Annotated in this window: 11 protein-coding genes; 4 read left to right on the forward strand and 7 right to left on the reverse strand. The window is 53.7% G+C overall.

Going from position 1 to position 13,639, the window contains the following annotated elements; translation table 11 throughout:
* Window positions 1-165 precede the first annotated feature (165 nt).
* The 4 genes from metK to SH248x_RS10580 form a co-directional block, all read right to left on the reverse strand.
* Window positions 166-1,344 carry a methionine adenosyltransferase gene (gene metK, locus SH248x_RS10565; RefSeq protein WP_459558507.1) on the reverse strand — a complete coding sequence of 393 codons (1,179 nt, stop codon included), beginning with the start codon at window positions 1,342-1,344 and terminating at the stop codon, window positions 166-168.
* A 503-nt stretch (window positions 1,345-1,847) separates the two neighbouring features.
* Window positions 1,848-3,161 carry a 3-deoxy-D-manno-octulosonic acid transferase gene (locus tag SH248x_RS10570; protein WP_459558508.1) on the reverse strand — a complete coding sequence of 438 codons (1,314 nt, stop codon included), beginning with the start codon at window positions 3,159-3,161 and terminating at the stop codon, window positions 1,848-1,850.
* Window positions 3,162-3,502: 341 nt separating this feature from the next.
* A complete protein-coding gene (locus SH248x_RS10575) occupies window positions 3,503-3,841 on the reverse strand; it encodes a tRNA-binding protein (RefSeq protein WP_459558509.1) in 339 nt (112 codons plus the stop codon).
* A 43-nt stretch (window positions 3,842-3,884) separates the two neighbouring features.
* The gene (locus SH248x_RS10580) at window positions 3,885-4,370 is read right to left on the reverse strand and encodes an SRPBCC family protein (RefSeq protein WP_459558510.1); all 486 of its coding nucleotides are present in this window, start codon (window positions 4,368-4,370) and stop codon (window positions 3,885-3,887) included.
* Between the two features lie 144 nt (window positions 4,371-4,514).
* Here SH248x_RS10580 and SH248x_RS10585 point away from each other — a divergent pair, with 144 nt between their 5' ends.
* Complete coding sequence (locus tag SH248x_RS10585; protein ID WP_459558511.1) at window positions 4,515-5,411, forward strand: endonuclease/exonuclease/phosphatase family protein; 897 nt, start codon at window positions 4,515-4,517, stop codon at window positions 5,409-5,411.
* A 2-nt stretch (window positions 5,412-5,413) separates the two neighbouring features.
* Here SH248x_RS10585 and SH248x_RS10590 read toward each other — a convergent pair whose 3' ends face one another.
* From SH248x_RS10590 to SH248x_RS10600, 3 genes are all read right to left on the reverse strand, one after another.
* Window positions 5,414-6,382, reverse strand: coding sequence for a PP2C family protein-serine/threonine phosphatase (locus tag SH248x_RS10590; RefSeq protein WP_459558512.1), 969 nt, complete (start codon window positions 6,380-6,382; stop codon window positions 5,414-5,416).
* A 206-nt stretch (window positions 6,383-6,588) separates the two neighbouring features.
* Complete coding sequence (locus tag SH248x_RS10595; RefSeq protein WP_459558513.1) at window positions 6,589-7,857, reverse strand: hypothetical protein; 1,269 nt, start codon at window positions 7,855-7,857, stop codon at window positions 6,589-6,591.
* A 14-nt stretch (window positions 7,858-7,871) separates the two neighbouring features.
* Window positions 7,872-8,576: a molybdopterin-binding protein gene (locus SH248x_RS10600; protein WP_459558514.1), complete on the reverse strand. Its 705-nt coding sequence runs from the start codon at window positions 8,574-8,576 to the stop codon at window positions 7,872-7,874.
* Between the two features lie 99 nt (window positions 8,577-8,675).
* Here SH248x_RS10600 and SH248x_RS10605 point away from each other — a divergent pair, with 99 nt between their 5' ends.
* The 3 genes from SH248x_RS10605 to secA all read left to right on the forward strand — a co-directional run bounded on the left by SH248x_RS10605 (window position 8,676) and on the right by secA (window position 13,356).
* Window positions 8,676-8,936: a hypothetical protein gene (locus tag SH248x_RS10605; protein ID WP_459558515.1), complete on the forward strand. Its 261-nt coding sequence runs from the start codon at window positions 8,676-8,678 to the stop codon at window positions 8,934-8,936.
* Window positions 8,933-9,376 (forward strand): type II toxin-antitoxin system VapC family toxin, encoded by a 444-nt coding sequence (locus tag SH248x_RS10610; protein WP_459558516.1) that lies wholly within the window; start codon window positions 8,933-8,935, stop codon window positions 9,374-9,376. The genes SH248x_RS10605 and SH248x_RS10610 overlap by 4 nt, the downstream gene beginning before the upstream one ends.
* A gap of 425 nt (window positions 9,377-9,801) precedes the next feature.
* Window positions 9,802-13,356, forward strand: coding sequence for a preprotein translocase subunit SecA (gene secA / locus SH248x_RS10615; protein ID WP_459558517.1), 3,555 nt, complete (start codon window positions 9,802-9,804; stop codon window positions 13,354-13,356).
* The last annotated feature ends 283 nt before the right edge of the window (window positions 13,357-13,639 follow it).

Here is a 13,639-nt window from a genome sequence, read left to right on the forward strand (position 1 = left end):
CGCCTTGGGAGGTGACACGCTTTGGAGATGTTATCAACGCGGCGAAAGGCATTCGGAATGATGTGGTGAGCTGCCCTCAATGGCCCTTATGAATGGGGACGATTGTTGGCGCGTTGCCCTCATCCGGCCTTCGGCCACCTTCTCCCGGGGGGAGAAGGGACGGGGTTAGGCGAGGATGAATTTGACGGGGGGAACTTCGGCTGAGAGGCCGCAGGCTTGGCGGAGGGCGGAGGCCTTGTCGGTTTTTTCCCAGGTGAAGTCTGGGTCGTTGCGGCCGAAGTGACCACCGGAAGCGGTCTTGCGGAAGATCGGGCGACGCAGTTCCAGAGACTTGATGATGCCTTGTGGCGTCAGTTGGAAGATCTCGCGGACGGCTCGTTCGATGCTTGTTTCGTCGACGGTGTTGGTGCCGAAAGTGTCGACACGGATACTGACCGGGTCAGCGACGCCGATGGCGTAGGCCAGTTGGACTTCGCAGTCGGTGGCAAGACCGGCTGCAACGATGTTCTTGGCAACGTAACGTGCAACATAAGCTGCTGAACGGTCGACTTTGGTGCTGTCCTTACCGGAGAATGCACCGCCGCCGTGACGGCCCCAGCCGCCGTAAGTGTCGACGATGATCTTGCGACCGGTCAGGCCGGTATCGCCGTGAGGACCGCCGATGATGAACTTGCCGGTTGGGTTGATGTGGTATTTGGTGTTGCCGGTCAGGAATTGAGCGGGAACTTCTTTCTTGATGATTTCGTTGGTGACGAACTCATGGATCTCTTTGTTCTCGACGCCTTCGGAGTGTTGAGTTGACACAACAACGGCATCGATTCCGACAGGCACGCCGTTGTCGTAAACGACGCTGACCTGGCTTTTGCTGTCTGGTCGCAGCCAGTTGACGACGCCGTTCTGGCGGACTTCGGTCAGCTTGTTGAGGATGCGGTGAGACAGGGCGATGGGAACGGGCATGTATTCAGGAGTCTGGTTGCAGGCGTAGCCGAACATCAGACCCTGGTCGCCGGCACCGTCGGCATCGACCCCTTGAGCGATGTCTGCGCTTTGCTCGTGCAGCTTGATGACGACTTCGCAGGTTGAGGCGTTGAAGCCGATGTCGTCGCTGGTGTAGCCGATGTCTTTGACGACTTCGCGGGCGATCTTCTCATAATCAACTTTGGCAGAGGTGCGGATTTCACCAGCCAGCAGCAGGAAATCGGTGGTGCACAGCGTTTCGCAGGCACAGCGAGACATCGGGTCCTGAGCCAGCAGAGCATCCAGAACGCCATCGGACACCTGATCGGAAACCTTGTCCGGGTGGCCCATGCTGACCGATTCACTGGTGAAAACGTACTTCGGCATAAACTCTCTTTTGGCGCTGAAGCGAGTCAGCATCCCCTTTCGTAAACGGCTGCGAGCAAAGCCCCTGTCGGGCAAACGTCTGGCCGTCATCGTGAACAGGCCAGCAAGCCAAAAGTGTAGCGGGTCCGATTCGCGACGAAAAGCAATGTCAACCCAACGAGCAGTAAAATTTCAGGGAGTCGCCCAGCGAGAGGGTGTTAGAAAAATCCAGACGGCGTGTCAGAGAGGGCGAGGCTCCGTCCGAGCCGCTGTCCCGCGTTGCAATGGTTCAACAGCGAATCAACATTGAATGATGTGCCGTGGCTTGCAAACGTCGAGGCCACCGAAGTCAATCTCACAGCTTACGTTTCGCAACGCAAAGGAGCGGCTCACACGGAGGTTCGCCCTCCCATATCGCTCGCTGATCAGGTATCCGAACGTCGAGCAACGATTTATCAAACAGTTTCTCAGGGAATCTGGACGTCCCGTGATGGCGGCAAATGAGCAGGAAAATCCGCGTCCATTTACGCGGCCCGTCTCTCTGATCGCTCAGCTGGCAGGAGATGGTCAATCGCATCCAGCGTTTTCGCAACGGCTCCCTGATGCTTCACGACGACGGATTGACCGGCTTGCCCCATGCTCATAGCGAGTTTGGGATCGGAGAGCAACGTCAGCAATTGTTCGACAATTTCTTCTTCATTCAGAACCGTCACCGCGGCTTTTACTTCGAGAAGTTCACCTGCGATCTGCGAGAAGTTCCAGACGTTGGGGCCAAGAAGGACAGGCTTTTTCAGGGCTGCGGGCTCGATCATGTTCTGCCCGCCACGCTGTGTGATCGAGCCGCCGACGAAGGCGATGTCGGCCAGTCCCCAGGTGGTTGTGAGTTCGCCGAGCGTATCGAGAAGCAGAACGGTTCCCGATTTCGAGCCGCGGTGAATCTCATTGGGCTGGCTGCGACGGATGAGGGTGACATCATACGATTTGACGAGGCTGGCAACTTCGTCGAAACGTTCTGCGTGGCGAGGGACGAGGAGCAGTTTGAGATCGGGATACGTTTCACGGACCTTCTGCCAGGCCAGGATCGCGATTTCCTCTTCCGGCGGATGCGTACTGCCCGCCATGAAGACAGGCGATGCATCGTTCAGCTGGAAACTTTGCTTGAGACTGGCGAGCTTGAGGGGATCGCAGGTGAGAGTGACGCCGTCGAACTTGATCGAGCCGGTGACCTGGACTCGGGCAGCAGGTGCGCCAAGGGCGCGGAAGCGTTCTGCGTACTCTGCGTTCTGTGCAAGGACGAGGTCGATCTGCGACATCGTCGGTGCGAGCATGCGTTTCAGGCGGGCATAACCTTTGAAACTTTTTTCGCTCAACCGTCCGTTGACGATGCAGACGCTCACGCCGCGTCGTTTGGCTTCGTTGATCAGATTCGGCCAGAGCTCCAGTTCGACGAGGGCCAGAACCGAGGGTTGAAAGCGATCAAGAGCCCGGGAAACGGCCCAGGTGAAATCGAGGGGGAAATAAGAGACATGGCAGGTCGGGAATTTTTCGACAGCGACCTGATAACCAGTCGAGGTGGTGGTCGTGATGACGACGTCCCAGCCTTGGTGACGCCCCTGAAATTCCTTGACCAGACGCTGCAGCTGCAGGACTTCGCCGACGCTGACGGCATGAAACCAGGCTGCGGGCCTGTGCAGATTCTCGCGAACCGGGACCCGCCCCCACAGTTTCTCGGGCCAGCCTTGACGGTATTTGCCGAGTCGAAACGCGCGCCACAGCAGAACCGGTATCGCGATCAACAGGATGCCGAAGTAAACGATGTTCAGAAAGTAACCGCGCATGAGTTCCATCTCGTCAACGCACGCCACAATCCGAGTGGCGTTTCAAAAACAAAGAAGGAATTAACCACAGAGGTACGGAGTACACAGAGATCAGAAGAGAGAACTTTTATCTTCCCTCCGTGGCCTCCGTGCCTCTGTGGTGTAATCCGGTATCTTCTTAAAGTGAATCAGAAGCGGAAGTTCTATCATCTTATGATCAAAACGGGCAACATCACTCGTTGCCGGCCCGGTGGAGAGCGTTGATTTACTCGACGGGGAGCTGCATGCGTAGTCCGCGCAGGTGGCAAATGGTCTTCGTCTCGGTGGGATCTGTGAACTCTGTGTCAAACATTTCGCTCACGCTACCCGAGTTTGCTGCCGTTTGGCATCGACTGATCCGGGATGGCGAGGATGACGCTGCCGTCTTCTCGATAGAAGCCGGTGATGAGGCATTCGGACTGGATGGGGCCGATCTGTTTGGGTGGGAAATTGACGACGCCGAGGACCTGTTTGCCGAGGAGGGATTCCTTCGTGTAATGGACAGTGATCTGGGCGGACGATTTGCGGATGCCCAGTTCGCTGCCGAAGTCGACGTGGAGGATGTAGGCGGGTTTACGGGCTTTGGGGAAATCATGGACTTCGACGATCGTGCCGACGCGGAGTTCGACCTGTTCGAAGTCGTTCCAGGTGATTTGCTGCATGGATGACTCAAATCGCTTATGACATTAAAAGAAGCACTTCTACTTACAGTGAACGGGCGACTTCGACGAGCTGGTCGATACCAGCGTTCCAGCCTTGTTCAAAGCCCATGGCTTCGTGTTGTTTCTTGTCTTCTTCGGACCAGTGATGAATGACGACGTGATAGCGAGTCTGCCCGGCTTCGTCGGCGAAAGTGATCGTCGCGACGATGAAGGCTTTGCCGGACGGAACCCAGGCGGAGCTGAAGGCGTCGGTGAAGACGATCTTCTGGTTCGGGACGATTTCGAGGAAGATGCCGACGCAGGGGACCGACTCGCCATCGGGGCCGTGCATCATCATCGACAGGCTGCCGCCGGGGCGGAAATCGATGACGGCGTTCTTCGTCGTCCAGGGCCTTGGACACCACCACTGCTCGATGAGTTTGGCATTCGTCCAGGCGGCGTAGAGCTTTTCTTTCGGAACATCAATGAGACGAGAGAGGCTGAGTTCGTGGATTTGACTGGTTGCGGTTGCTGCGGCGCCGATGTCCATGAGTGACTCCAGTTGAAGTTTTAAGATCCTCATGTTATCGAACGACGAAGACGCAAATCGACAATGATTCGAGATTTCGGCAGAATAGGAGCGGGCCTGGCCGACTCCGCTCCTTCCCAGAATCACTCCAAGAGGTTCGTCGCGATGAAACGCATCTTCTTCCGCATGGCATTGCTGGCAATTGTCGTTACCCAGACCAGTGTGCTGGCAGAAGACAAAGTCGAGACGCCCGTCCTGAGAGTCATGTCGTGGAACATTCTTCACGGGGGACGGGACGATGGAGAAGTCGTCGGTCCGGAGCGGGTGGTTAACGTGATCAGGGAGTCGCAGGCGGATCTCGTGGCGATGCAGGAGACATATGGCTCGGGAGAGATCATTTCCCGGGCCCTGGGCTATCATTTTCATCCACGCGGGACCAATGTCTCGATTCACAGTCGGTTTCCAATTGTCGAAGACATTTCGGTGCACGAGGAATTCAAATGCGTTGGAGCGCTCATCGAACACCCGAGCGGCCAACGTGTCGCGTTCTACAGCATCTGGCTGCCGTATGGAGAAGACATCTGGCTGCCAAATGTCAGGGCGACGACCAGTGAAGCGAAGATGCAGGAAGCATGCGCCCCCTCTGCAAAGGATCTGACATCCATGCGAGACGCCATCACGAAGCGGCTTGCTGATCCCAAATATGCGGATGCCTCGATCATCATCGCAGGGGACTTCAATTCAATGTCGCATCTTGATTACACCGAGAAAGCCATCCGCCAATATGAACGCGTAATCGACTGGAAAACATCGCATGTCCTCACCGATGCGGGATTTCAGGATACTTATCGGGAACGGAATCCTGCTGTCGACCGAGCCAAAGACAGTACCTGGAGCCCTCGATTTCCTGATCAGGAACAGGATCGGATTGACTTCATTTATCTGAAATCAAGCTTCTGGCTGTCGAATGATTCGAAGATCATCACGCAGCATCCCGTGAAATTTCCCTCGGATCACGCTGCGCTCCTCACCGTTTTTCAAAAGAAAGCAGAGATCAGGTAGGATCATCCACCCGTGTTTTTTGCCCCCGTTCGGGCGAGGTGCTGACGGGATTTTTTTGGTTGAGCTGTCAGGTCGGGGAGCGGCAGGGCCTCTCGTCTGACAATCGCCTCCGCGGTTTTCCACAGCAAGCGAAAGGGAGCCGCGAAGATCGTCAGTAGACCGGGGCGACTTTTATTCCCCAGACTGCGCATCAGGACGACCGTGGTGTCGTCGTCGGTCAGATTGCCAGGAGCCAGGTGACGGATTTTCTCCAGCAATTGGCCTATCAGCGAGTCGGGTCTGGAGGCATCGCATGTCGAGACCAGTTCTCGCAAACCGTCAATCCCCAGCATGCTGCCATCGGGTCGTTTCGATTCGACCAGACTGTCGGTATAGATGAGGGCGAGATCACCTGCTTCCGCTCGCAGGGTGACCTCACGGTAATTCATCTGTTCGAGAACCCCCAGCGGCAGGTCCGAAATGGGTTCTGAATTCTCCGGCTTTGAGCGGGATTCACTTGGATTGATGATCTTCCAGGCGCGGGTCCAATGATGATAATAGAGGACATACGGATGCCCGGCATTGGTGAAGGTGAACTCGGCTGAAGGGGAATGATACGTCGTTGCCATCGCCGTCGCGAAGCCCCCCATGTTACGCAGGGAGGCGAAGTCTTCGTTCATCTTTTCGACAAAACGTCGCTGGTCGATCTTGTTGATATGCTGACGCATCAGCCCACGCAGTTTGACGGCCAGATCGCTGACCTTGACGCCGTGCCCGCTGACATCAGCGACCAGCAGCCGCGTGATCCGTCCACTGGAGCAAGTGGAGACATAGTGAATATCCCCGCCGGAATCTGCCTGCTGGTAGGGAATGGAGTGAATCCAAATCTCAATGCCGAGAGTTCCAAAGCTGGTCTCAGCAGCCGTATTGCCACCCCAGACTTCCATGCAAGTCATGGTGGGAATGGAATTTGTTGGGGACACAGCAGACATGCAGGGTTCTCACGAGGGCGTTGCAGGGTCATTTTATTCTAGGCGAACATGACCAGTGGAGCGAGGGTGTTCTTGTGTTCAACGCGGGTGTGAAACCCTCCAGAATAGCCAGGTGTTGATTTCTTTCAGTCTGGGCTAGCCACCGCTCAAAAACAAAAGGAAGCTAAGGAGACACGGGGAAAGCGATTGCTCAGGCCATTTAGCGGTTATGCCTGTCTTTGAGCGGAAGAATTAACCACCCAAGGCACAGGTTCTACATCACCATAATATTGCTTTACCAACCTGTTACCATAAACGCCATTGTAGCCAGAAGCAGCAAGAATCGTTAACTCCAAAAACCACAATGACAGTCGCCAGACCTCATAAAGCAATTTGGATTTATCGCTAATACCTGCTTTGGGGTGAACAATAGAATTCCTTACTTTTGTGATTGCCTCAGCTGAAGTTGTCCAATTTCGTATTTCTTCTGGCTTCAGCAAATTACGAATAAGAGAGACGTCCGCAGGAATGCTTAGAAATTCAAACATCTCACATAATCGATCACTAGCTTTTAGAGAATTAAACTTCTTCTCCGTATAAGTTTTCTCTGAGACAACAAAAATCTCAAATGAAATACGCTCTAACGCAGCTTGAGCAAGTACAATTCGAGAATCCAAGCAAATATAGTCATTTACGGATTCTATATACCAAAACAGTGTACTCCGAAGTGTCTTCTTCCAAGATTCACTTAATACTGAATAGCAACTAAATAGATCTCCAAGCTGAGACTTTGATTGAGGATCAAACCAAGTCACTGCGTTGCGATACCTTCGACCAACATCGGCTAACATTTCCCACTCAAGCGAAGAAGAATTTGAGTAGCCACGGCAATAAGGAGGTGATACCCAGTTTCCTTTCGCAAAAGATAAAACAAAATACAGATCTGTTATCACATCCTTGACCAATGCTGGGGTTAGATTCCCACCTCCAGAATGCCGCATTCTCGCACAGTGAGTCTTAAGTGTGCCACCGTTTTTCTTAAGATTCTTGACGTTATCTCGTGTTTGAGGAGTTGATTTTATCTCGACCAAAACATCTTTTGTCCCAAACTCGAACTTCGATATTCTCTGACCGCCTTCCAATTCAAATTTCTCGGACCAGATATCATCAAGATTGAACAACTCAAACTCAACTAAAGACAAATATTGACTTCCAGATCGATGAATTTCGACAGGCAAAGACGAGGACATAAACACGATTGAGTCTTTGGCGTGACTTCTTATGTTTATATTAGTAATAAACCCACGTATTTTATTTCCTTCAAAATAAAATTCGAACTCATCCGTATCATGCAAGAGAGTCGCATCGTCTAATTCAACCTGAAATTTAAGGCTAGTCTCGTCTGCCAACGACAGATAAACATCAGCAATTGAGCTGAGTTCTGTGTGGTCAACTTTAAAAAGAGCATTGCCACGCGTAAGCAGAAGGTTCGTCATGACGTGAGTCACTTTCACTCATAAAACCCCGGCGGGATATTCTCATCATCCTGAAAACGCTGTTCACGCCAGGGGTCGCCGAGGTCGTGGTAGCCGGCTTGTTCCCAGTAGCCTTTGTCGTTGGTGGCGGAGAAGGTGAGGGTTTTGAGCCACTTGGCGCTTTTCCAGGCGTAGAGGGCGGGGATCATGAGGCGGACCGGTGCGCCGTGGTCTGCAGAAAGAGGCTGGCCGTCGTGCAGGTCGACGAGGAGGGCATCCTGGGCCAGGAAATGTTCGAGGGGGAGGTTGGTCGTCCAGTCGCGGTTTTGACCGACGGGGTCATAACCGCCAGCGATGACGAACTGAGCTTCCGGTTTGATTCCAGCCATCTCCGCGATGGTTTTTGTTGAGACCCCTTCCCAGAGGTTGCCCAGGCGGGACCATTTGGTGACGCAATGAAAGTCGGCAAAGACTTTCACCCGGGGAAGTGCCTGGAACTGCTCCCAGTTGATGGTGAATGGGCGCTCGACCAGGCCGTTGACGGTCAGCGTCCATTTGTCTTTGTCGACAATCGGAATGATGTCGGCCTGCAGCACTGGCCATTTCCGGGTGCGCGCCTGCCCGGGAGGGATCCTGTTGTCGCGACGGGTATCCGGGGAAACAACGACGTCCGCAGAATGCCCCTCTGCCACGGGCGGTTCACCGGTTTGATATTTCTCGTCTTCGCGGACCAAAGCCACGTTGTCTCTCCTGTTTTCCGAGGCGAATATTGTTGTAGACACCTGCCATGAGTGAGCGTAAAGTACAAAAGTTAACCAGTTTTACCACCGGAACTCAAGATGGTCATTGAAGTTCAGATCGATGAAGCCGCAACGAGACTGCGGGAATTGATTGTCCAGCTAGGGCCGAATGATGAAGTTCTTCTCATGGATAAATCGCTTCCTCTGGCGACGATCGCTCGATCAGCTGCGACGACTCAGCCGCATTCTCAAAGCAGCGCTCACGACCAATGGCATGCGCGTTTGAAAGCATTGAGCACCCGCTATCAGCCGACGGGCATTCCGGTCAGTATTTCTCGTGAAAGCTTTTACGAAGAATGAGTTGCCTACTGGATACGAACATTTTACTGCGCATCGTCAAGAGCGATGATCCGCTGCATGACGTGACGATGAACGCAGTGTCCCGTCTGTATGATCAGAACCAAGAATTGACGCTTGTCCCGCAGTGTCTTTACGAATTTTATGTCGCAGCAACTCGTCCACTGTCAAAAAATGGATTGGGACTGACACCGTATGCGGCTTGGGAATACCTCGAAGATTTTCAATCATTAGCGAAGCTTCGGTTTGAGCCGGAACAGACTGTTTCGTACTGGAAAGAGCTTGTCTTGAAGCATCAGGTCCTGGGCAAGCCCGGGCACGATGCTCATCTGGTTGCTGTCATGGAGGCGATACAGATTTCAGAAATCCTGACCTTCAATGTCAGTGATTTTCGTCGTTACGAACCAACGATTGTTGTCCTGTCCCCAGAACAGATCAGCTGACATCGCATTCGCAACGGGGGCATGCTGATTGACGTCCCCCCATTTTTGTAAAAGTCACATCTGACGACGTAGAATATCAGATGGTGAGCGGTGCAGGGAAGGGGATTGCGGACTGATTTTACACGGCAGCAGATGATATATCAGGTTTTCTGGTAATGAGTTAGCAGGATTCATGAGCAACCACAAATGAATCCGCTGTAGGGCGGAAAAGTCCCCATTGAGGGACAGCCGTCATAATCAATAGACTTCCGCTATTCGCAGCCGTCTACTATCCTCAACAATTCGGGCATTCCTTTTGCCCGAGAACCATTTCGAGGTGGTTTCTGCCAATCTGTCAGCTGCCAGGCGCAGTCTGGGCAGGTTAGGGACCACTTCTCATCGTCTATTGAACTACAAATCCCCCCGATAGAACGCATTGAAACGCCATGGAATTTCTCGAACAAATCGGCGACGCCTTCAACAGTCTCCTGGCCTTTTTCGAACGCTTCCTGCGTGGTCTCTTCGGCTCCTCGAACGACCGGGTCGTTCGCCAGATCGGCTTTGTCCGCGACAAATCGGGTCAAGACGCGATTGTCAGCGGGTCTGCCCTGGATCGGACCAATCAGCTCGAAGCAGACTATGAGAAGCTCACGGATACCGAGCTCAAAGAGAAGACGGCGATTTTCCGTCGTCAGCTGGCTGATGGAAAAACGCTGGATGACATCCTGCCGGATGCCTTTGCAGCGGCTCGCGAGTCGGGTAAACGCTTTTTGAAGATGCGTCACTACAACGTCCAGCTTGTCGGGGGCATGGTCCTTCACAAAGGGATGATTGCGGAAATGGCGACGGGGGAAGGTAAGACGCTGGTCGCGACCCTGCCGTCATATCTGAATGCCTTGGCAGGTTCCGTTCACGTGGTCACGGTCAACGATTACCTGGCCAAACGGGATATGGAATGGATGGGACCGCTGCACCTGGGACTGGGACTGTCCGTGGGAGCCATTCAATCGCAGATGGATGCTCGCGAGCGCCAGATTGCTTATGACGCTGATATTACCTACGGAACGAACAACGAATTCGGCTTCGATTATCTCCGCGACAACATGAAGCCATCGAAGCTTCAGCAGGTCCAGGGGCCGCTGAATTACGCGCTGGTCGACGAAATCGACAACATCCTGATCGATGAAGCCCGTACCCCCCTGATCATTTCGGGGCCGGCTCACGATGATGTGACACGCTATGCGAAAGCCCACAAAGTCGCAATCCAGCTGAAGAAGGATGAGCACTTTGAAGTCAAAGAGAAAGAATACAGCTGCCACCTGACCGAAGAAGGGGTGCGCCATGCGGAGAAACTGGCAGACGTCGACAGCTTCTACACAGCGGGCAATATGGAATGGCCACACCTGATCGATAACTCGCTGAAGGCGATTTACCTGAAGAAGAAGGACGTCGATTACGTCGTCGAGAATGGCGAGATCGTCATCGTCGATGAGCATACCGGTCGTAAGATGTACGGCCGACAGTGGTCGGACGGATTGCACCAGGCCTGCGAAGCCAAAGAGGGGGTGCGGATCAAGGAAACGACTCAGACTCTCGCCACCATCACCCTGCAGAACTACTTCAAGCTGTACAACAAACTGGCTGGTATGACCGGTACCGCCATGACCGAAGCCAACGAGTTTTACAAGATTTATAAGCTCGACGTCGTTGCCGTTCCGACCAACCGCCCCACCCAGCGGGTCAATTATCCCGACTCGATCTTCCGCAATCAGAAGGAAAAATGGGATGCGGTGGTCAACGAGATCAAGCAGGTTCACGGCACCGGACGTCCGGTTCTCGTCGGTACCGTTTCGATTGAGAAGTCAGAACTTCTCTCGAATAAACTCGGCAAGTTCGGCATTCCTCACGAAGTTTTGAACGCGAAGTTCCACGAGCGCGAGGCGGAAATCGTCTCGCAGGCAGGACGCAAAGGGGCGGTGACGATTTCGACCAACATGGCTGGTCGCGGAACCGATATTATCCTCGGCGGTAATCCGGAGTTCCTCGCCTGGGAAGAACTGAAAGAGCAGTACGGCACCCGTCTGGACGTGCCGAAATCGGTCTGGGATGAACGAACAGCCGTGATCGCGGAACGCGAAGGAATGAAGACCGAAGGAGCCGAGGTCAAGCAGGTGGGCGGTCTGCACGTGGTCGGGACTGAGCGTCACGATTCACGACGGATCGACCTGCAGTTGCGAGGTCGTGCAGGTCGCCAGGGTGATCCGGGAACGAGCCGCTTCTTCCTGTCTCTCGAAGACGACATGATGCGGATTTTTGCGGGCGATACCGTCAAGTGGCTCATGGAACGCCTCGGTATGCAGGAGGGGGATGCCATCGAAAGTCCGATGGTGACTCGCCAGATTGAGAAAGCTCAGAAGCGTCGCGAAGAACACCACTTCGAACAGCGGAAGCATTTGCTCGAGTACGACGAAGTCATGGATGAGCAGCGTAAGCGGGTCTACCGCTATCGCCAGAACATTCTGGATGGGGATAACTGTCGTGCTCTCATCTTGACGATGATCGACAAGCAGATCGAGAAGACCACCAAGGAAATGCTCGCGGGCGAATATCGCTGGGAATCGATCGCTGCCTGGACGGCGAACATGCACGGCATTGATGTGGAAGCCGCGGACCTGCGTGGCTTTGATCGACAGTCCTGCGAACAGCATCTGCGCGAACAGGCTTCACGACAAGCCGAAGACATGGTCAATGAGCAGATCGAAGAGACTCTGCCAGCCAACGGCGATCCAGCGAAAGACTGGAACTACCTGTCGTTGTCGCGCTGGGTCAACGGACGCTATGGCCTGAATACGAATGACAGAGAACTCAAGAAGATTGAACGCGGTGACCTGACCACTCATTTGATGGAGCGGATTAATAAATCGCTGGAGAAGCTCGATTTCAGCATGCTGGAGGAATTCCTGGAAGAGAATTTCCCCAAGCGGAATCTCGTCGGCTGGATGCAGCAGCAGTTTACGGTTGTCGTGCCTCTGACGGAACTGGAAGGCAAAGACTCCCCGGCAGTTATTCCGCTTCTGCAGAAGAAGATCCGCGAGAAATACGTCGATCAGGAGATCCGTTTCCCGGTCGCTGTCGGTATGACCAACTTCATGTCTGACACACGCGGGCCTGAGTATTACAACCGCGACGGAATGCTGCAGTGGGGTCGCGCTCGCTTTGCGACAACGGATCTCGATGCGGAAGATGTGGCAGGTCAAAAGGCAGAGGTCGAAGCAGAACTGATCGCGGAGTCAGCACGGTTCTATCGCAAAGGCGAAATGCTGGCGTTGATCGAGTCGAAACGAAAAGAGTTCGAACTCGATCCCGAGAACAAAGATCATCTGTCACAGGCACAGGCTCAACAGATCGCAGACTGGGCCCAGGCGAATCTGGCGGTCACGATTCCGACTTCAGAACTGACTAAGGGAACGTCGCATGAGTTGAACCAGGTGTTGTTACAGGCATTTGATCGCAAGTATCGCCCGGAGTTCTCGCAGACAGAACGCTCTCTGATCCTGGAAGTCCTCGATACGGCCTGGAAAGAACACCTGCTGTATATGGACCACCTGCGATCGGGCATTGGGCTGGTCGGTTATGCTCAGAAGGACCCGAAAGTCGAGTACAAGCGAGAGGGGATGAAAGCCTTCGAGCAGATGTGGGATCGGATTCGCAATCAGGTCACTTCGGCAATTTTCCGCATCGAAAAGGAAAGTGCAGAATTCGTCGGTTCTCTGTGGAGAATTTCCGCAGCGACCCACGCTGTGCCGACGGAACAGACCGGCGATATGCCGGGATCGGCTCCAGCAGGAAATGCACCTCGAAGGGAGAACCCACGTGAACTGGGCGCACCTGATGTGGCGGTTGATCCAATCGTCAATGATCAGTCGAAAGTTGGCCGAAACGACCTGTGCCCCTGTGGCAGCGGTAAGAAATACAAGAAATGCCACGGTGTCGGGTTGTAGACGAAGGAACACGACCCCCGTCTGACGAACGCTCAACGGACGGGGGGTTGCCTGAAATTCGATTCTCAGTCACAGAAATTGACTGTAAGAATGACAATTCCATTTCGATCGGCGAGGAACACAAGGTCACGTACAGCCAGTCATTCTACGCAAATACTGACATGGCAATAGTTTCCACGCTGTTAAAAAATCTCCCTCGCAATTTTTCTGATTCTGCCATTTTTTCAGAAAAATTGATCGCAAAAAATTTTGGTGAGGGTATCATCAGATATCGGCTGTTACG

The organism is Lacunimicrobium album, from assembly GCF_052161635.1.
GTDB lineage: Bacteria > Planctomycetota > Planctomycetia > Planctomycetales > Planctomycetaceae > SXPC01.